At 38.0% G+C, this 18,106-nt stretch carries 22 protein-coding genes and 2 pseudogenes; 12 read left to right on the top strand and 12 right to left on the bottom strand.

All coding sequences use genetic code 11. The features are described 5' to 3' along the window. Positions 1 to 135 precede the first annotated feature (135 nt). On the top strand, positions 136 to 1,233 hold the full coding sequence (locus tag ACFPA1_RS20840) for a major royal jelly family protein (RefSeq protein ID WP_262307441.1): 1,098 nt from the start codon (positions 136 to 138) through the stop codon (positions 1,231 to 1,233). Positions 1,234 to 1,393: 160 nt separating this feature from the next. Here the strand turns inward: ACFPA1_RS20840 and ACFPA1_RS20835 are convergent, their stop codons facing one another. From ACFPA1_RS20835 to ACFPA1_RS20810, 6 genes are all read right to left on the bottom strand, one after another. Then, positions 1,394 to 1,693, bottom strand: coding sequence for a spore coat protein (locus tag ACFPA1_RS20835; protein ID WP_213146229.1), 300 nt, complete (start codon positions 1,691 to 1,693; stop codon positions 1,394 to 1,396). A gap of 19 nt (positions 1,694 to 1,712) precedes the next feature. Further along, a complete protein-coding gene (locus tag ACFPA1_RS20830; protein WP_026576189.1) occupies positions 1,713 to 1,907 on the bottom strand; it encodes a hypothetical protein in 195 nt (64 codons plus the stop codon). 17 nt (positions 1,908 to 1,924) lie between these two features. Further along, positions 1,925 to 3,061, bottom strand: a complete 1,137-nt coding sequence (locus ACFPA1_RS20825; RefSeq protein ID WP_221845550.1) for a zinc-dependent alcohol dehydrogenase — start codon at positions 3,059 to 3,061, stop codon at positions 1,925 to 1,927. An 18-nt stretch (positions 3,062 to 3,079) separates the two neighbouring features. After that, entirely contained in the window at positions 3,080 to 3,448 is a 369-nt protein-coding gene (locus ACFPA1_RS20820) for a spore coat protein (protein ID WP_378585173.1), read from the bottom strand. A gap of 16 nt (positions 3,449 to 3,464) precedes the next feature. Continuing rightward, the gene (locus tag ACFPA1_RS20815) at positions 3,465 to 3,710 is read right to left on the bottom strand and encodes a spore gernimation protein GerQ (protein ID WP_378585171.1); all 246 of its coding nucleotides are present in this window, start codon (positions 3,708 to 3,710) and stop codon (positions 3,465 to 3,467) included. Between the two features lie 282 nt (positions 3,711 to 3,992). After that, positions 3,993 to 4,262, bottom strand: coding sequence for a CBO0543 family protein (locus tag ACFPA1_RS20810; RefSeq protein ID WP_378585169.1), 270 nt, complete (start codon positions 4,260 to 4,262; stop codon positions 3,993 to 3,995). Positions 4,263 to 4,418: 156 nt separating this feature from the next. Here ACFPA1_RS20810 and ACFPA1_RS20805 point away from each other — a divergent pair, with 156 nt between their 5' ends. Further along, positions 4,419 to 4,685: a hypothetical protein gene (locus tag ACFPA1_RS20805; protein ID WP_213119171.1), complete on the top strand. Its 267-nt coding sequence runs from the start codon at positions 4,419 to 4,421 to the stop codon at positions 4,683 to 4,685. A gap of 386 nt (positions 4,686 to 5,071) precedes the next feature. Here ACFPA1_RS20805 and ACFPA1_RS20800 read toward each other — a convergent pair whose 3' ends face one another. Then, on the bottom strand, positions 5,072 to 5,809 hold the full coding sequence (locus ACFPA1_RS20800) for an HAD family hydrolase (RefSeq protein ID WP_378585167.1): 738 nt from the start codon (positions 5,807 to 5,809) through the stop codon (positions 5,072 to 5,074). Positions 5,810 to 5,983: 174 nt separating this feature from the next. Between ACFPA1_RS20800 and ACFPA1_RS20795 the strand changes: the two genes are divergently transcribed. The 3 genes from ACFPA1_RS20795 to ACFPA1_RS20785 all read left to right on the top strand — a co-directional run bounded on the left by ACFPA1_RS20795 (position 5,984) and on the right by ACFPA1_RS20785 (position 7,204). Continuing rightward, positions 5,984 to 6,355 (top strand): DUF2185 domain-containing protein, encoded by a 372-nt coding sequence (locus tag ACFPA1_RS20795; RefSeq protein WP_378585165.1) that lies wholly within the window; start codon positions 5,984 to 5,986, stop codon positions 6,353 to 6,355. 156 nt (positions 6,356 to 6,511) lie between these two features. Next, positions 6,512 to 6,673: a hypothetical protein gene (locus ACFPA1_RS20790; RefSeq protein WP_378585164.1), complete on the top strand. Its 162-nt coding sequence runs from the start codon at positions 6,512 to 6,514 to the stop codon at positions 6,671 to 6,673. Between the two features lie 267 nt (positions 6,674 to 6,940). Further along, entirely contained in the window at positions 6,941 to 7,204 is a 264-nt protein-coding gene (locus ACFPA1_RS20785) for a group II intron maturase-specific domain-containing protein (RefSeq protein WP_378585162.1), read from the top strand. Positions 7,205 to 7,327: 123 nt separating this feature from the next. Here ACFPA1_RS20785 and ACFPA1_RS20780 read toward each other — a convergent pair whose 3' ends face one another. Then, positions 7,328 to 8,428: a PASTA domain-containing protein gene (locus ACFPA1_RS20780; protein ID WP_378585160.1), complete on the bottom strand. Its 1,101-nt coding sequence runs from the start codon at positions 8,426 to 8,428 to the stop codon at positions 7,328 to 7,330. Between the two features lie 178 nt (positions 8,429 to 8,606). Beyond that, positions 8,607 to 8,719 (bottom strand): annotated as a pseudogene (locus ACFPA1_RS20775) (site-specific integrase); the annotation flags it as partial. Positions 8,720 to 8,806: 87 nt separating this feature from the next. Between ACFPA1_RS20775 and ACFPA1_RS20770 the strand changes: the two are divergent. The 5 genes and pseudogenes from ACFPA1_RS20770 to ACFPA1_RS20750 all read left to right on the top strand — a co-directional run bounded on the left by ACFPA1_RS20770 (position 8,807) and on the right by ACFPA1_RS20750 (position 12,589). Further along, positions 8,807 to 9,298, top strand: a complete 492-nt coding sequence (locus ACFPA1_RS20770; RefSeq protein WP_378585159.1) for a GNAT family N-acetyltransferase — start codon at positions 8,807 to 8,809, stop codon at positions 9,296 to 9,298. Positions 9,299 to 9,518: 220 nt separating this feature from the next. After that, positions 9,519 to 9,644 (top strand): annotated as a pseudogene (locus ACFPA1_RS20765) (ester cyclase); the annotation flags it as partial. Between the two features lie 226 nt (positions 9,645 to 9,870). Continuing rightward, positions 9,871 to 10,272 carry a MarR family winged helix-turn-helix transcriptional regulator gene (locus ACFPA1_RS20760; RefSeq protein WP_378585158.1) on the top strand — a complete coding sequence of 134 codons (402 nt, stop codon included), beginning with the start codon at positions 9,871 to 9,873 and terminating at the stop codon, positions 10,270 to 10,272. A 319-nt stretch (positions 10,273 to 10,591) separates the two neighbouring features. Then, positions 10,592 to 11,962, top strand: coding sequence for a DJ-1/PfpI family protein (locus ACFPA1_RS20755; RefSeq protein WP_378585157.1), 1,371 nt, complete (start codon positions 10,592 to 10,594; stop codon positions 11,960 to 11,962). Positions 11,963 to 12,082: 120 nt separating this feature from the next. Then, complete coding sequence (locus ACFPA1_RS20750; protein WP_378585156.1) at positions 12,083 to 12,589, top strand: hypothetical protein; 507 nt, start codon at positions 12,083 to 12,085, stop codon at positions 12,587 to 12,589. 58 nt (positions 12,590 to 12,647) lie between these two features. Here ACFPA1_RS20750 and ACFPA1_RS20745 read toward each other — a convergent pair whose 3' ends face one another. From ACFPA1_RS20745 to ACFPA1_RS20735, 3 genes are all read right to left on the bottom strand, one after another. Further along, a complete protein-coding gene (locus tag ACFPA1_RS20745) occupies positions 12,648 to 13,268 on the bottom strand; it encodes an NAD(P)-dependent oxidoreductase (RefSeq protein ID WP_378585154.1) in 621 nt (206 codons plus the stop codon). 335 nt (positions 13,269 to 13,603) lie between these two features. Beyond that, on the bottom strand, positions 13,604 to 14,506 hold the full coding sequence (locus tag ACFPA1_RS20740; RefSeq protein WP_378585152.1) for a beta-propeller fold lactonase family protein: 903 nt from the start codon (positions 14,504 to 14,506) through the stop codon (positions 13,604 to 13,606). Between the two features lie 246 nt (positions 14,507 to 14,752). Continuing rightward, positions 14,753 to 15,757, bottom strand: a complete 1,005-nt coding sequence (locus ACFPA1_RS20735) for a DUF3231 family protein (protein WP_378585150.1) — start codon at positions 15,755 to 15,757, stop codon at positions 14,753 to 14,755. 399 nt (positions 15,758 to 16,156) lie between these two features. On the opposite strand from ACFPA1_RS20735, the gene ACFPA1_RS20730 reads away from it, so the two are divergent. Continuing rightward, positions 16,157 to 16,801: a GntR family transcriptional regulator gene (locus ACFPA1_RS20730; RefSeq protein ID WP_378585149.1), complete on the top strand. Its 645-nt coding sequence runs from the start codon at positions 16,157 to 16,159 to the stop codon at positions 16,799 to 16,801. Positions 16,802 to 16,851: 50 nt separating this feature from the next. After that, on the top strand, positions 16,852 to 18,051 hold the full coding sequence (locus tag ACFPA1_RS20725; RefSeq protein ID WP_378585147.1) for a CaiB/BaiF CoA transferase family protein: 1,200 nt from the start codon (positions 16,852 to 16,854) through the stop codon (positions 18,049 to 18,051). The last annotated feature ends 55 nt before the right edge of the window (positions 18,052 to 18,106 follow it).

Raw genomic sequence — 18,106 nt, 5'->3', positions numbered from 1 at the left:
ACAGACTTATTAAATTTCGAAAACAATCCATTCAATCATCTTTTCGTATAGAAAAACTTATTAAGAAACATGCACTAGAAAAAATATAAATCATATATTAGGTGATATCCCGTTTGAATGCTTGAGGAGGATATTATGAAACCTATGTTACCTAGTGAAAAATATTTCGGTAATTTAGAACTAGTTTATGCATTTTATGGGGCTATGCCTACAGGTGTTACTGTTTCAGAAACCGGTCGTATTTTCATTTGCTTTCCGAAATGGGGAGACGATGTTAAATTTACGGTGGGGGAAATTGTTGAGGATAAATTGCAGCCTTATCCTAATTTACAAACCAATTTGGTTAATCCCGAGAATATCACAATGACTTTCATCAGTGTCCAAAGTGTAGTTGCTGATGGAAGGGGAACGCTTTGGATATTAGATACAGCGGCACCCAATTTTTCTGAACCTATTAAAGGGGGGGCAAAATTAGTCGCTGTTGATTTAGAAACCAATACAATAAGAAAAGTATATACCTTTACAGAAGATGTTGTCCTGCCTACAACTTATCTGAATGATGTCCGTTTTGATTTTCGTGTAGGAAAAGCAGGTTATGCCTATATAACGGATTCTTCTTCAAGAGGACCAGGAGCAATTATCGTCGTAGATTTATCAAATGGAAACGCGTTTAGACGGTTAAATGGGGCAAATTCAACTTCACCCGATCCTTATTTCTTACCGAAAGTAGAAGGTCAAATATTAATGAATCGAAACAAAGACGGTTCAACTTCTCCATTTAGATTGGCGTCTGATAGTCTTGCGATTTCTCCCGATGGAAAGATATTATTTTTTGCTCCACTAACCAGTCGTCATTTGTTCTCGATCTCAACAGAAGCCCTAAGAGACAGATTGATACCGGACATGGATTTACCTTATCATGTGGAGTATTGGGGAGAAAAAGGTGCGTCTGATGGAATGATCACCGATGCAAAGGGAACTGTTTATGCTGGAGATTATGAAAACAACAGTATCCGTAAGATATTGCCAAATGGCATAATGGAAACTATCGCACATGATCCGAGAATTTTGTGGCCGGATACTTTTTCAATTGGTCCGGATCAATATTTGTATGTCATTGTGAACCAATTACATCGACAGCCTAGATTTCATTATGGAAAAGACTTGCGACAGAAACCTTATAGTTTACTTCGTATCAAAATTGATGAATTTCCTGCTCCGACCTTTTCATAATAAAAATAGTCTATTAATTGTTTTCAATTATATAGTGTAAAACAAACTCGAGTAAGCAAGAAGTATTAGTATTAACTTTATTTACTTCTGCCAAATAAACTCAAAATGGTTTAATAGGAACAGTTTATTTGGTGAGTGCTAAACTGTTCCTGGAAATTTTTTATAATGTCGGTAAGTTCAATGCTGTATTGATATTATTTAAATCCAAACTGATCTGTTCGTTTGTATCCCAAGCATGGTACCATCCTTTTTCTACCATATATGTGGATATTTGTTCATGCATATCAAGAGCTTCCACTAAATGGCGAGTGAGCATTTCTTTAATTTCCGGTGTTCCTGCCTCAGTAGCTGCCATGGCATAATTTCTAATTCCACTTTTAGCTGAAATGAGTAGATCCATTGTAACGACTTGATCCGATAGTCCGTCCATGCCCGTTAAAGTTTCAATGATTGGATTCATGTTCATTCATCTCCTAAATTTACTGCTTAGCGTTGGAAAGGATAGAAGCATATTCTTGTAATTGTCTCGTAGATACATCAATGTCTTGCTGCATAATATCTTTTAATAGCGGATCTGTGACTAACGCTTTCATCGTTTTGGATTTAGTTAAACAAGTGGTCTTAAATGCAGCCATCTCATGGACCTCAAGAACTTCATGTAAGGCGTAGTTCATTTTTTATATCTCCTTCCTCAAGGTTTCAACACGACTTTTATACAATCATCCATTTTTGTGTCAAAAATCTCATAGCCACGCTTTGCTTCACTAAGTGGAAGGACATGACTTACGACGTCTCCTGGATCAATTTTTCCGGTCGTAACTAATTCAAACATATATGGCATATAGTGGATGACAGGTGCTTGACCGGAGCGGATATTGATATTTCGCTGCATAATATCTCCAAGAGGGAAACCATTATATCTGCCGCCGTAAACGCCAGTAACTTGAATTGTCCCGCCTTTACGCACTGCTTGTGAAGCCATGATAAACGCACTTAATGCTCCGCCATGAAGCTTCATTCCGCTCGCAAGGAACTCCATATCAGTCATTTTACCGTCCATACCAACAGCATCAATGACAACATCAGCGCCGCCCTTGGTGATTTCCTTCAGGTAACTTCCTACATTCTCATGGTCCTCAAAGTTAACAATTTCTACTTTGTTGGTGCGTTTGGCGTGCTGCAGGCGATAATTGACATAATCAACGGCAATGACTCGCTTTGCCCCTTTTAACCAACAGAATTTTTGAGCAAAAAGACCAACCGGACCACAGCCAAGAACAATAACTGTATCTCCATCCTTTACACCTGCATTGTCAACACTCCAAAAACCAGTAGTCATCGCATCGGCAATAACTGCTAACTTTTCATCTGGTTCTTCACAAGTCTCTGGAATTTTGAAATGAGTAAAGTTGGCAAATGGAACTCTTAAATATTCAGCTTGCCCACCTGGATAGCCACCCGTCGTACCAGAATATCCGAAATAGGCACCCATATCACCATTATCATTTGAATTATCACATTGGCTTTCCAAATGGTTTTTACAGTAATGGCATTCACCGCATGCTATATTAAAAGGAATAATGACACGATCTCCCTTTTTTAGCTTAGTCACACCTGGACCAACTTCTTCGACGATTCCCATTGGTTCATGGCCAATAACATAGTTTTCTTGCAGGTTAGGAATCATGCCATGAATTAAATGTAAATCAGACCCACATATAGCTGTACTTGTTACTTTAATAATCATGTCATCTGGTTTTTCAATCTTTGGATCTGGAACTTCTTTGACTACAACATTTTTAATACCCTGATACGTTACTGCCTTCATTGGTTACAGCCTCCAGTGTTAGTGTTCATCAGGTGTCCGGTCAAACATACCTTTTCTATTGGTCTCAACAGGGAATAGATTCATTTTGCCAATCATCAATGTATTGTTGGCAGAGAGTTGGTCTAATTGATATTGTTCACTTAGTTCGTATGGATGGAACCATTTTTTACTAATCATTAGTTCTGTAATTTCTTGGTGCATGGCAATCCCTTGCATTAACTGGTTTCGTAAGAGAGTTCTAACATCAGGTGATGCAGCCTCCGTTAATGCAACCGCAATATTGCGCACACCTTCTTTGGCGCGAAGAAGTAAATCCATCGCAAATGTGGTATCTGCTAGCTCTGGTACGTGTAGCGCGTTTATAGGGTCTAAATAGTCCTGGTTCAATGAATTTGCCTCCTTTTCAATTTACTATTGGTGTTGGACGGTTTTGAGGAACAGGGGCTTCAAAAGGTGCACGTTGATAAATTGCCTGTAATTCCCCAAGCGCTTGCATGGATTGTTCAACATCTTTTTGCATTAATGCTCTTAAATCATGATCAAATACCAGTCCTTGCATTAGTTTTGATTTCACTAAGCAAAGGGTTTTGAAATTAATAACTTCATGTAAATCCAATGATTCATGATCGGCTAATTTTTGATTTTTCATTTCTAATTAACCTCCTTATTCGTTAATAGAATCAATTGTATTGTTCCAAAAATAGGGGGAAACATTCTTTACGGTTTTTTTAAATGGTAAATTATCTTTAATCGTTGAAATATTCATAAAGTGGGGGGATTCATATATTGTGATGGCTGAGGATGATTGCAGCGGTGGTCTTTTTTTTGTACCTAAAAAAATGTTCAACCAGAAATATCTGGTTGAACTTATAATACGAAAAGAAGAAATGCCTCTTCCTTTTTACTCTTATTGTTGATTAAGAACCTCCATCTAAGAAAAATCGTATTTATTATTGAAGAGACGTCTTATAACAGACATTGAAAATCTAACCAATAAAAAGGAAAAAGAAAGCGAATAAAAAGTGGTTTTCCAATTCCACCCCTTTTTATATTTAACAAGCTGTGTATTTTTTTCTAGCCATAGCTCAGAAATAGTCATCGGTACACTAAAATAGAGAACTTTTAAAAGGCACTGAAGGATGCGAGAATCCTTAGTCAGTTGATTATAAAAGACACAAGAAATTGGGAAAAGTATGATCATTTTTTATTTAATCCATTATAGGGTGCCATTCTTAAAAAGACCTTTTTGAATTGGGCCAAATATTGTTCTTCAACTTTCTAGCAGTGGTCTTTAATATGGATTTGACATTTTTGGTTAAACTAACAGAAACTAACCTTATGGTTTAGGAGTGATCACATGTTGCTGACGGGGAGCATTATTTCGGGCGAGTTTGATGAACTCATGAACGAATTTTCTTTACAGAAAGTAAAACATTTCACCACAGAATCGACTATTAAACAAAGCCAGTTAAAAAGTCTTTATGATTATTTGAAAAAACACCGGAATGACATAGATGGTCAAATCATTACTTTATATGATCAAATGCCCATACTGTTGAGCCAAGAGGAAATTAACCTCTTTATAAGTGATCTTGAAAAAGTTCAGTTAATGTACCGGCAATGAGATTAGACAAGAATAAATAAAAATGTAAATTTAGTTACACCCCCTAAAGATTTACTAATAATAAATCCAACAATCGGGCGCTTTTCTTTAATAAGAAGGCGTCTTTTTGCATGGACAACACATTTAGAGGATTGAATTTATTGAGGTAAAAAAATGATTGTGAAGTATTGTACTTAAAGTAATGGTGCTAGAGTTGAAGAACAAGCTGCCTTTTTGGTGGCTTTTCTTATTGAAGTAACGGGGCAGTTTAGTTTAAGTATATTTCTTCACAAATTTAAAAGCCGATTTTCCAACTACGGAACTCGGCGGGTTAAGAAGTCTTTCCACTTTCAAGAAAGTTGGGGGGGACTAAACCTTGCTCTTAAAATAAGGTTATTTCTATCCACTTACATTATTGGATCTTGGATACGTTTATAAATTACATCAGGAACTTCTTTAAGTGAATCTACTGTTATAAAAAGACTACTATGCTCAACGTTAACTTCAACCAGGTTATATTTCCATTCACTTTCTGCTGGAATGTATATTGCATGGATACCCGTTTCCAGAGCTGGGACAATATCCGTTCTTAATGAATTTCCAACCATCCATGTTACATTAGGGTCAGCCTTAATGGTTTTTAAAATATCGGATAGAGCTGTTGTATCCTTATGCTCCGAAATAAAAATGCGATGTTCAAAATATGTAGTCAATTCTAACTGGGTAATTTTTCTGTGTTGATTAGCCTCATCTCCTCCTGTATGCAAATATAATTCATGTCCCTCTTCTTTTAAACGTTGTAGAGTTTCATTCATATACGGAATAGGTTCAACAGGAATCTCGAATACCTTAAAACCCAACTCTCTTAAATATTGGATTTCATCTTTTTTCTTTTCCCTCCCAGTTAAGTCACAATAGTATTTATAAGTACCAACAAATGACTCAGGAAACCGATCTGACTTTAGTCCGTGCTCACTAATCGCTGCAACATCAAGTTGAAGCTGCTTCTGTTTTATATCTTCCTCGGTAATCGATTCAAACCACGCCATCATTTGGTCAGCGAACTCGTCTATTACTAGGCTAAAATATCTATTACAGTATGATAATGTATCATCAAGGTTAAATAAGATGTTTTGTTTATGCATTTTTAACTCCTTTTCAAGTATATAGCTTTGACTATTGTTCCACTTTGACTAAGTTAATATTACTAAGATAAGTAAGCAGAATGTCAGAGTTATTCAACTAATGGGCAGGTAACTTGAAGAAGGAAATACTTTTCTCAATGTCGAATTTAGGTGAAATGGAACAGGAGTGAGGAAATGTTTAGGTTTAAAAAGAAGGCAAAAAAATTCTACATACCAGGTGACAAAATTATACGATTAATCCACTCTGAAGAGGGGTGCATTGCTTCTGATAGAATAACAGTTGATGGCTGCAAAGTGGGATTTATGTATAGAGAAGAACCATACCAAAACGGAAATCCAGATAGTGGTTGGAGATTTCTTGCTGGTGATGAAAGTGATGAATATATGGATAATGCTGAGAACCATTCAGTTTTTCAAGTTAATACAATATGTAATTACGATAACGAAATAATTCCGTTTCTTAGTTCCCCTCCAGGTACGGCATATATCCGTGATGAAGAGGGTAAACTCGTCCTTGATGAAGAGTGGGAACAACCAGAAGATTAAAATGCAGTTCTTCAGCTAACGGGGGCGATTGTTCAATAAGGGCAGTCGCTTTTTTTGTTCCGCTAACGGGGCAGGATTATTGAATAAGCAAGGGGTGGGTTTTATTAAGGTAGATATTTCTAAATTGTAAAGTTCCGGTAGGTCAAACAGGCTTTCTTGTCGAAACTTAGACATATGAAGTTCATTAAATTGGAGGAAAAAACGATGGCAGAAGTTTTGTTGTTACACCATGTTTTAGGCCGAACGAAGGGGATTGAAGCAATCGCCGATCAACTGAGAGATGCGGGGTACACCTCCTGCCACGATTCCGAACCCTAAAGTAACGGAAAGCAAGGGTTTTACTAAAACACTCTTCATGGTTATCCTCCTTTTGTTATGGAATATATTTCCTTATCTATCACCATATTAATTTACCATTTTTATTTCAAATTTGGAAATAAACTGTACTAGGCACATCAATCAACAATGCAAAATAGGCGAAATTGTTTATTGGATAGGAGATGTTTTTGGGGGACAAGGACTTCCCACGGAAGCAGCTAAAACAGTAATAGAAAATGGCTCTTTTGTGATGTTTATAAGGAATAGTTGAAGATTAATAGAAATAAAGATATTCATATAATTATGGATAGATTTAGACGCTCACTGATAGGTTATTACAATTATTATTGCATCACAGATAATACCCAAAGTGTAAACAAATTCAGAGACAAAATCGGATATTTACTGTTTAAATGGCTCAATAGAAGAAGTCAGAGGAAATCATTTACTTGGGATAAATTCAGACTCTTTCTTAATAAATACCCATTACCTTACGCAAGAGTTAAGCATGCGCTTTGCAGAGGGTATTAGATATTATTTTGGACATTGGGGTTTCTATGACTAAAGAAAAAACGGATCTCCCTCGTGGAGATCCGTTGTCTACTGACCAGGAAATGGTTAGAATTTGTAGCCTTGTTCGAGTGAATACTTGTACTAGGGCACGTTGAGCGTGACCTGTACTCCTCCAGAGTCTCCGCGCGCGCCCCAGGAGAACCTCTGACAGCTGACGTTTTCTGGCCTGCCATCGGTGCAATTAATGAGGCCCCGGTCTACTGCAACAACCTGGTATAACCGACCCGAGGCCAGGGAAAGTGTTGTGCTGGCGCCGAAATTGAGCATACCCTTGTTGCTCCAGTTGCCCACTGCTGAGTCCCAGAGGAACACTTCCACCGAACGCCCCTGCTGGTGGCGGTTCACAAGCAAGACCGACTTGACACCTTGTTGTTGTTGTGCCAACTCCACGCTGTAGTTGACAGACGTCCCCTCATCGACACTCGTTCCGGCCGTGGGGTCCTGCCCCTTAACACGGAGGAGATCACTCCGGATCTCGCCCGTACCATTCAAGACATACCCTGTCCGCAACTTGGCTGCCATGATTGCCTGGGAAGCCTGGCTTGAGAGCAATCCTACTATGTTCGGGACGGTGGTCTTCGTCTTTGGGTCTGGTACTCGTGGAATGGGCTCTGGAAGACCAAGTTCGCGTCCCCGGATGTCTCTCCATTCTGCTTTACCCTTAGGGAACAGGAACACACCACAAACATAGCCCAGCCCGTAGTTGGCATAGTGGCCATTAGGCATTGCAGCTGCATAGTTATGCTTTGAAGCATAGTCTGACGCGCCTCTGAACCAATTTTCCATAGGTATTTTGCTGGGATCACCCGTGCCCAACCCTAGTTCTTTCGCTGGGACATCTCGCCATTCGCACGTACCCGGCTTGATAAGAAAGGTGCCATACACTACACCCTTACCGTAATTTGCCTCATGGAAGTTGGGATATCCATGCTGGTACCCATTTCTGCGTGCGTAATCATGTGCCCCGGTAAACCTGGTCCTTATGTCCTTGGCATTGTACTCCGATGCAGGTACATCGCGCCAGTCAACTACGTCTTGCTTCAACAGAAAATGTCCGTACACCGTTCGCTGAGGGTCCTGGTACGTGGCTTGGTGACAGTTTGGCCATCCTGCCCTGTAAGTGCCATTCTTGACACACCAATCGTTTGCGGCTCGAAAGTGCTTTCCAATATCTAATGTCATACGCTCATCCTTTATTTTGAATAATATATTTCATATAAGAAGATGCATATTCTTTGATAATTAGAACCATGTATAGAAAAAATAAATCTCCCCTTTGAGTTAGAACATTGTTGGATTTATTTGAGTGGTTTAAATGAAGCGGTGTGAAGTTGCACTCCACCTTATTTCGATATTGTCATTACAGTACAAAGTTATTTAAGCTATCCTCAATTTCCTATGGGTAATTCCGATATACAGCAGCGTGATCTCCGGCTTGGAATGGTTTAAGATGGTTTGCAACTTGGCGATGTCTTAAGCTAAAGGGGCAGTTGAAGAAGGAATTTCTCCAAACTTGGAAGAATTTATATTCAACAATATGTTAAGGAGCTTGTGAATTATATGGAATCCATTAGCAAAAGCGAAGTGAAGCTACGAGATATCACAGAGGAAGATCTTCCTATCTTTTTCGAACAACAACTAGATTCAATGGCGAACTATATGGCTGCCTTTACAGCTAAAGACCCCACTGATAAGGACGCATTTTTTGACCATTGGAAAAAAATTATCGCTGACGAGACTATCACAATTAAGACTATATTATTCAATGGCATTGTCACTGGACACGTCTCAAACTTTGAACGGTTCGGCAAACCCGAAGTAAGCTACTGGATTGGGAAGGAATATTGGGGTCATGGTATTGCAACTAAAGCGTTGTCAGAGTTTCTGGAGTATATTAAGGTACGCCCGCTCTATGCTCGTGCCGCTAAAGATAACCTCGCCTCCATTAGGGTATTGGAAAAATGCAGGTTTAAAATCATCTCTGAAGATAAGGGTTTTTCCAACGCAAGAGGCAAGGATGTTGAAGAATTTATTTTGAAGCTCGAACCTTAGGATAGGTAATTTAATACCGTAATACGATTGGAGCGGTTCTTGACTAAGAAACCTTCTGTTGTTTAACTACCATGAAAGAATGTAATTATCATTCATATTCTGTGGTGAAGCACTGCTTCATGGCTGGCTAACGGGGGCAAGAGTTCAAGAAAAGGGATGCTGTGGCAATCCCTTTTTCTTATTGCATTAACGGAGGTTTTAATAAAATCACCTATAATCAGTAATACAAATGGCAAGTGCGGTGTATAGAATAGAATCTGAAAAAATTTCAGAGTATTGGATTCAGATTGATAGGTTAGGAATTCAAAAACAATTAGAGTGCAATAAAAATATTAAAAGTGTTTAATTTTCAATGTATTTGTTAATAAACTCTTGTTCAACTAATGGGTGCAAGAGTTGAAGATGGGATCGCTGCAGGCGGTCCTTTAAGTATTTACAACTATAAACCAAGTTTTCTTATGGCTAGGGTAAGTTACAACTATTGCAAAAGTACAATAGTTTTGATATACAAGTTATAAAACACAATAATCAGGTGATGAAAAATGAGGCAGGAAATATTTGGGGAATTTTTATTGTCAATTATTAAAATGTCGGGTGTACTCGGTGGTGATAAGTCTTTTGTTGAAGGGCTGACCCCAAAACAATTGCATCTTTTAATGGAAATAGGTTCCAATACTTACCGTCACGGAGATTTGGCTGGCATTCTTGGTGTGGAGCCTTCCACTTTGACAAGGACACTGGATCCGCTTGTGAAATCCGGCCTAGTGGAAAGGCAACACAACCTTGACAATAGAAGGGAAGTACTTATCAAACTTACCGGAAATGGCTTGGAAGCAGTAGCGAATGCTCATGAGAAACATCATCAGTTGTTTGCGGACATTTTAAAACAAGTTCCAGAAAACAAGCGAAAGCAAGTAGATGAAAGTGTAGCTATATTGTTGGAGATTATCAAGAAGACAAACGTTAAGCATTAAAAAATAGAACGGCTGCCTGGATATTGAACCGAAGTTTAATTTTCAGGCAGCCGTTTTTATATAAAATAATTGTATAAATACAACAATTATGTATTGACAATGAATGAAAATGTTTTATATTTGTATATATACAACATTTGAGATTAAGCAATTAAATGAAGGATCTTGGTTATAAAATCAACAGCAATAAAATTGGTCTAGTCTGGCGATGTAACTGGAAAATTTGAATCATATTGTCTTGCAAAGGCGGGTGTTTATTTAGATGGTGTAGTTTTCTAAGTGAAAAAAATAAAAAAATATTAATCAGAGGAGAATTAAAATGAAGTTATTATTACGTGTAGTTGTTTATGTAATGACATTCGTTATATTTTTTGGAGGGATTGGTGTGTATGGATATATTCGCACCAATCAGGAATATTGGAATCCTGCTCGACAAACACCATTCCCTGCTTTACAACGCGTGAGTGTGCCGGAATATAATCAAAAAAAACCAACAGTAGCTGTGATTTTATCCAATCAGACCACCGAAGTGTTTGATTTTATGGTTCCTTATGAAATGTTTGCGATGACTGAATCTTATAACGTGTATGCAGTTGCTCCAGACAAAAATATGAAAACACTCTCTGGGGGTTTGGATCTGATTCCACACTATTCTTTTGATGAACTGGATCGATTATTAGGAAGAAGTCCAGACCTTATTGTAATCCCCGCCATGCCCATAGTTGACGAAGTAAAATATAAAACTGTCCGGGAATGGATTCGAAAACATTCTGATACAGAATTGTTAAGCATATGTGCTGGAGGGTTGAATCTGGCGGATACAGGTCTATTAAAAGGGAAAGAAGCAACAACTGACTGGAAAAGTTTTGATTATCAAGAAGTTAATAAATATCCTGATACAAAGTGGAGAAGGGATTTGCGTTATGTAGTAGACGGGAACATTGTTTCTTCAGCTGCTATTACTTCTGGAATCGATGCCGTCCTCTATGTGATTTCAAAGCAATTAGGCGAACCAATGGCGGAAAAAATAGCAAATAAGATCCATTACCCTTCTTATCATTTCGTGAAAAATCCAAAGGTAGATCCATATTATGTGGATGGAAGTGAATTGATTTATACGTTCAACACAGCATTCCAATGGCACAAAAAAACAGCAGGGGTATGGTTGTATGATGGGATGGATGAGGGGGCGCTTACCACGATTTTTGATACTTATGCAAATTCTGGAACAACAAAAATCTACACCGTCTCAAATGTCAAGCAGCCTATTGTTACGAAGTATAACCTTAACCTAGTTACCCGATATCACATGTGGGATGTGCCGAAGCTAGATCGAATGTTCGTTCCGGGGGAAGAAGCGAAGTCTTTAGCTGCAGAAGAAGTCAAGGATTGGAACGTAAGGGGTAACAAAGTAAACCTCGAGTTTATTCACAGCGGCTACTCAGACAGATTTATGTTTGATGTTACCCTCGAAGATTTAGCGAAGCAAGAGGACATCCTAACCGCTATATATGGTGCCAAGCGAATAGAATATCGTGCTGAAAATCTAAAATTCCAAGGCAGTCCGTTTTCCTATGAATCTTTCGGGATACCAGTTTTAATCAGTTTAGCTGCAATACTTACAGCTTTCTTTATTGATAGACGATTCATTCGAAAAGAGAAGAAAGGGCGTCAATCAATAGCACTTTGATGAGTCAAAATCTTCGCTTTTTATGTATCTTATTGTTGGTACATTGGTTTATGTAGGTGCTATTTTTTATCTCAAAGTTTCCCGAAATCTTGTTGAGCATAATACTGGGAGGGTTATCTCATGAATTTTTTTCTTTTGAATTGGGCAATATTTATTTTTATGGCCGGCCTTATCCTATCTTTGCCACTTGGAGCGGTATTTTACTTGAAAAATAGTCAACTTAACGATTTTTTTACGAATCCGAGAAAACTTAAAGCGGCACATTTGGATTATATTATGCAATCATTTTCGATAGGTTTGGTCTTCCTATTAGAATTTACTATGAATATTAAATTGCCTATATATATGGTTATTCCTTTAGCATTTGGAACGTTTTGTAACCCGTTTATTTTTTTATTAGAAGCCACTCCATTATATAAAGCAGCGGTTAGCAAAATCATTTATCAAATACTTAAAGTCATAAGCCCTGCATCCTTATTTTTTGCTTGGATTGCCATTATGATTACATCCTTGCCTGCTTATATTTCTTGGCTGCTGCTATTTTTCACACTTATGCTTGGATTAGGAATCATAACAAATAAAAAGAAACTTGCCCTCATTACAAAGGATACTCAATTAAAAAAATGAAATTATTGACTTTTTCAACAAACTAGTTAATCCAATATAAAAGTGTATAAGAATATTATTAGTAGGCGATACCTACACGTGATTTTTTATAATCGCTTGCTTCTATCTGTTTAAAGGTAAATTCTGCTGTATCCGGTACGGATATTTCAGCCCCACCCTCCGGCAAAAAGTCTCGCTCTATTCGATATCTGCCTACCCTTTCTCCATCCGGCAAGTACGTAGGACAGACAATCGTCCAATCGAGTATTGATTGTTTAAGCAATTCGTAAACTTTATGATGCTCTTCCGCTGCACGAGTTGATTTACGCTTTGATTCACTGGACTGATAACGCAATAAATTTGGCGTGGTTCTACTTTGCAGGATACCTGCAGTTCCTATAGTTATAATTCGTTGTATACCTTCGTTTTCCATTGCTTCGATAATAAATGGCATACTTTCTGATAGAGTGGTTGTGCCATCAGTATTTAGTGCACTAATAACTACATCAATCCCACGCATTGCACGTACTAGATCATCTTTATTTAAAACATTCCCTTGAATAATGGTTAAATTTTCATTATTAATTTGAATCTTCTCTGGAGTGCGAACTAATACAGTAACATGATGTCTGTCATGAAGGGCATAAGTCACTATTTGACTTCCAACTCGTCCAGTTGCACCTAAAATTAAAATATTCATAAGAATGAGGCTCCTTTTGTGTCTTGTTCAACTAACGGTGGCCGCGAAGATGGTGCTTCGATGGCAACTCTTTTTTATTGTTAGGGTAGCATGGTTCAATAAGAATTTGTTATTAAATGTATCTAACATAAAAAAACACTAGATATTTTGTTAGATGAAAACGTAAAGCCATGTCCAGCTATAGTCAATGATAGGGAACTGAACAAAAATAACAGAAAAGAGCGGAAAAGTGAAGTGACTCTCAGTAACCTCTATAGTAATTAGACTAACTCGTTTTGTTAGGACTAAGTGAGGTCAGACCCCGGATTTTGTCCATTTGTGGGTCTGACCTTTATTTAAATCGGAAAAACGGCAATACCCGCAGGAGCGTCTCCGACTTTAATCGTATCAATTACTTTTTGGCGTTTAATATTAATCACGGAAACAGTGTCTCCGAGGTTATTAATAATATAGGCGAATTTGTTTTCCTTTGTTATTGCGACAAGAACTGGGCCATCGCCAACTGTTATTGTTTTTATGACCTTATTCTTTTTAATGTCAATGACAGAAACCGTGTCGTCACCAAAATTAGTGACATACGCTAATTTATTGTCAGGCGTAACAGCAGCTCCAATAGGTTCATTTCCCACTTTGATTGTTTTAACAATCTTTCGTTTTTTAGTATGAATAACGGAAACTGTGTTATCAAGTCTATTGGTGATATAGGCAACTTTTCCATCGTTAGTAAATGCGATCTGGTCTGGACCTTTTCCGGTTTTTATCGTTTTAATTACTTTACGGGTTTTCTCATCGATTATTGTTAGTGTATTGCTGTTAAAATTAACAACGTAAACTTGACTGGGACCTTTACCGTGCAACACATTAACCCCACTAGGATTGTCACCCACTTTAATAGTAGCTAGGAGTTTTTTACCCTTTAAATCCAATACTGAGACAGTATCATCAGCTGCATTCGTAACATAGACAAATTTTTTTGAGGTACTAACATCGGTTGGAAGCTTCCCAACTTTTGTTGTGCGAATAACTTTATTCTTTTTTCTATCAATCACTTGAAGGGTGTTATCGTTCATATTTACAACATAGACAAATTTGCCGTTTGGACCGACTGTGATCTCCCAAGGCTTATCACCTGTTTTAATAGTCTTAATAACTTTTCTTGTTTTCGTGTTAATAATGGATATTCTATCATCCCCAGAATTGGATACGTAAACAAGGTGTAAAGGAGTTTTACCACGCAAAGGGATTCACCACCTTTTATACATTCTTAGTAATGTATCCTATTCGATTTGCTGCTTTATAGAAACGGCTTATATCTTTATTGATTTTGTTTTTTTTATTTCCGGTTCAATCCATTTTAGGACTTTTTTACAAGAAAGGGCTTTGTTCCTGAGCCTCGACATCTACGTTGTGCTAACTGGGCGTTTAGTAGAAGAATGCTCTTCTAAAAAGAAAAATGCCCTACCGATTTGGAAGGGCATGTTTTATCATTTTTCTTTTGCAATTTCTGCTCTATTAGGCGCAAGTGGAGGTTGTTCTAACCAATTATTTTTCACCATAATATTAAACCAGTTTTTTGTCACCATTAGATTTTGTAAAATCGTTGCTTCATAAGTGGTCACGAGGTCTGTTCGCATGGCTGTTGCAAGACCTGCCCCATGATAGGTTTGTGCAATTTGAAACAAAAATCCCATGTGGTACATTAATAACTTATCAGAAAATGGAGAGTCTGTTGAAATTGTCACTTCAGTTTCCATTGATTTTGGAACTGGTAAGTTATCCGCTTGGAGTATTTTTGCCAATGCTTTTATTTGTCCATCAGCCGTTTTCTCAGATTCAGTTAAAAATTTTCTAACTTCTTTGGATTCTGCTACCTGGCTGAATGCAATAGAAAGGGTTTTAGCCATTATACTTTTTTTCAGGTTAAAAGAAATACTAATGATTTCTGTAGCGGCAAGAGCTCTTCCCTTTCCAAAAAGGCCATCTTTGAAATCAGTGCTTGAAACAAACTGAGGGTGTTCATATGCATAAAATAATGGGTCTCTCTGAAAAAGCCCCTTATCAAGCAATAACTCAATCGTTTGGTGATACATCTTTTTTGCATCATTATCACATGAGTCGTAAAAATCCCTTAAGTCTTTTCTAACAGAAATGCTTAATGCAGAGATATGTCCTAATAATCCATGTAAGGTCATTACGTGCAAATAATTTAGGCAGAATGCATCTGTAAACAATCTCTGTTTTCCTAAAAACAGGTCGGATTCATTAAATCCAATTGGAACAGGAAACCCCTCGTTCTCAAAAAAAGTGATCATTTGTGTCTTTTGTTTTTCGAATGTCGTGAGCGCATCATGAAAAATCGCTTTTATTGCTTCATCTTCAATAATTGAGTACATATATTTATTTATTACGTCTACCGCTGTTCCGTTTACATATTCACCCCACAATGAACCAATCTCAGAAGATGTTAGTTTTAACTGCTCAGTATCCATATTTTTACCTCCCATGTATGTATTATTTCCCAATTTCTGTTGCAATATGTTTTCCTAGTTTTTATGTGACAAGAGAACCGTCCCTATGCATCATTTGCAACAATTGGTTTATTAAAAGCTAAAGAATAAGCGCAAATGATCTCCACCTTTAATCAAGACGGGAATTATTTACGCTTATTTTTTTATAAATATAGACATTCTGCATTCCTAGCATTAGCATAGACGGTTTCGATATTGGGAGTATTCATATAAACTTATGGAGGTTTTTTAGTAAAAAAATATTCAGAAGATATTAAATAAATTGATTGTTAACCGTTGACAGTTAACCGTAATTATCATACTATTAAAAATAGTTTGAGAAAACGCTTGCAAAGTGGTTCACAAAGGAGGGCGCTTTCATTGGAATCGATTGTTAGAGATACACTAAATACCCAAATCTATCAAATATTAAAGAAACGTTTATTGGAAGGTGATTACGTTCCTGGTGATCGATTGGTAGAAGCAAAACTTGCGGAGGAATTCGGTACCAGCCGAGGACCGGTGCGTGAAGCTTTAAAAATCCTTATTCAAGATGAGTTGCTTGTGCAACAGGGGAACGCCATACATGTGTTCAGCCCTTCAACATCCGATATGATTGATATTTATCAAGTTCGGCAGCAAATGGAATCGCTCGCAGCTAAATTAGCTGCACAAAAAAGTGAATCCTCAGAATTAGAGGTGCTTGAAAAGATCGTTGAAGAAACTAAAGCAGCATGGTTAAAACAGGATAAAAATCATGTAGTGGAACTGAGTATCAAATTTCATGAGATGATCCTAAAGGCATCCGGTAACCGCCAGCTAATTTCCTTAACAAATATGATTCGGGATAAAGTGACCTATCTAAGGAACAGTGTGGTGAGAGAAGCCATGCAGGATGAGAGCCCTATCGAAGAACATTCACGCATCCTTTCAGCACTTAAAGAAAGGGATGGGGATAAAGCTGCAGAGGTAATGCTTGAACACATTGAGCATGACCTAAGGACACTTATATCACTTTATAAGTAGAAATCTTCTTTAGCTTTAAACAGATTGAGACTATGGGGGGATGAATACATATGGGAAAAAAAGCGTTGGAAGGCTTAAAAGTACTGGAAATGGGACAGCTAATTGCAGGTCCATTTGCCTCTCGGTTGTTAGCTGAATTTGGTGCCGAGGTTATAAAAGTCGAACCTCCCGCCAAGGGTGATCCAATCCGAGAATGGCGGGTTATGGAAAACGGTACAAGTCTATGGTGGTATGTTCAATCCAGAAATAAAAAGTCCATTACCATTGACCTGAAGCACCATGAAGGACAAGAGCTGATACGCGGACTGGTGAAAGAAATTGATATTTTAATAGAGAACTTTCGCCCTGGAACATTGGAAAAGTGGGGCCTAGGATACGAGGAATTAAAAAAAATTAACCCAGGTCTGGTTATGATTCGGGTGTCCGGGTATGGTCAGGATGGTCCATACAAAGATAAACCGGGGTTTGGATCGATTGGGGAAGCAATGGGAGGTCTTCGCTATATCACGGGATATCCAGATCGTCCGCCGGTACGAGTAGGTGTAAGTCTTGGAGATTCCTTGTCATCGCTTTATGCTGTGATCGGTGCATTAATGGCGGTTTACCATCGTGATGTGAATGGTACGGGTGAGGGGCAGGTAATTGACGTTGCCTTATATGAATCGGTGTTTAGTTTAATGGAAAGTATTCTTCCCGAATATGATCGTGCAGGATTGATTCGGGAAAGATCGGGAAGTATGCTGCCGGGGATTACACCATCGAATACATATGTTTGTTCGGATGGAACGTATATCGTTATTGGTGCGAATGGAGATGCCATTTTTAAAAGGCTTATGCATGCAATGGGACGAGAGGACATTGCTGAGGATCCGCGCTATGAAAACAATGCCAAACGATCTGAACATGCTGCATTCTTAGACGGTCTTATCGAAGAATGGACGAAAAGTTTGCCATTCGAGGTAGTAAAAGAAAGTTTAGATAAAGCGGGGGTCCCGGCGGGTTCCATTTATTCTGTGGAGGATATAGTAAATGACCCGCATTATCAAGCCAGAAAAATGATTCAGGAAGTAGCCGTTGATGGTCTTGGCATGTTGAAGATGCCCGGAATTGTACCAAAGATGAGTGAAACCCCTGGTGAAATCCAGTGGGCAGGACCAGAATTGGGGCAGCACACCGATGATGTTCTTGGCGGAAAGCTAGGCATGACTGAAGAGCAAATAAAGGATTTAAAAGCAAAAGGGGTTATTTAAGAGAAAAACAATCCCATCCAATTGAAAAAGCTTGGAATTTCTAAAAATAAGAGGG

It is taken from the genome of Neobacillus sp. GCM10023253, from assembly GCF_042653105.1.
In the GTDB taxonomy this organism is placed as follows: Bacteria; Bacillota; Bacilli; order Bacillales; family Cytobacillaceae; genus Neobacillus; species Neobacillus citreus.
The sequence above is the reverse complement of the archived record's forward strand: the minus strand, read 5'-3'. Positions and strand labels throughout refer to the sequence as shown.

Bases quoted from the DNA above. Each gene is read 5' to 3' on its own strand.
- ACFPA1_RS20780 (WP_378585160.1), bottom strand. From the start codon at position 8,428: ATGACATTAGATATTGGAAAGCACTTTCGAGCCGCAAACGATTGGTGT.
- ACFPA1_RS20805 (WP_213119171.1), top strand. From the start codon at position 4,419: ATGTTGCTGACGGGGAGCATTATTTCGGGCGAGTTTGATGAACTCATG.
- ACFPA1_RS20835 (WP_213146229.1), bottom strand. From the start codon at position 1,693: ATGAATCCAATCATTGAAACTTTAACGGGCATGGACGGACTATCGGAT.
- ACFPA1_RS20725 (WP_378585147.1), top strand. From the start codon at position 16,852: ATGGGAAAAAAAGCGTTGGAAGGCTTAAAAGTACTGGAAATGGGACAG.
- ACFPA1_RS20810 (WP_378585169.1), bottom strand. From the start codon at position 4,262: ATGATCATACTTTTCCCAATTTCTTGTGTCTTTTATAATCAACTGACT.
- ACFPA1_RS20795 (WP_378585165.1), top strand. From the start codon at position 5,984: ATGTTTAGGTTTAAAAAGAAGGCAAAAAAATTCTACATACCAGGTGAC.
- ACFPA1_RS20840 (WP_262307441.1), top strand. From the start codon at position 136: ATGAAACCTATGTTACCTAGTGAAAAATATTTCGGTAATTTAGAACTA.
- ACFPA1_RS20750 (WP_378585156.1), top strand. From the start codon at position 12,083: ATGAATTTTTTTCTTTTGAATTGGGCAATATTTATTTTTATGGCCGGC.
- ACFPA1_RS20755 (WP_378585157.1), top strand. From the start codon at position 10,592: ATGAAGTTATTATTACGTGTAGTTGTTTATGTAATGACATTCGTTATA.
- ACFPA1_RS20735 (WP_378585150.1), bottom strand. From the start codon at position 15,757: ATGGATACTGAGCAGTTAAAACTAACATCTTCTGAGATTGGTTCATTG.
- ACFPA1_RS20825 (WP_221845550.1), bottom strand. From the start codon at position 3,061: ATGAAGGCAGTAACGTATCAGGGTATTAAAAATGTTGTAGTCAAAGAA.
- ACFPA1_RS20800 (WP_378585167.1), bottom strand. From the start codon at position 5,809: ATGCATAAACAAAACATCTTATTTAACCTTGATGATACATTATCATAC.
- ACFPA1_RS20815 (WP_378585171.1), bottom strand. From the start codon at position 3,710: ATGAAAAATCAAAAATTAGCCGATCATGAATCATTGGATTTACATGAA.
- ACFPA1_RS20830 (WP_026576189.1), bottom strand. From the start codon at position 1,907: ATGAACTACGCCTTACATGAAGTTCTTGAGGTCCATGAGATGGCTGCA.
- ACFPA1_RS20770 (WP_378585159.1), top strand. From the start codon at position 8,807: ATGGAATCCATTAGCAAAAGCGAAGTGAAGCTACGAGATATCACAGAG.
- ACFPA1_RS20745 (WP_378585154.1), bottom strand. From the start codon at position 13,268: ATGAATATTTTAATTTTAGGTGCAACTGGACGAGTTGGAAGTCAAATA.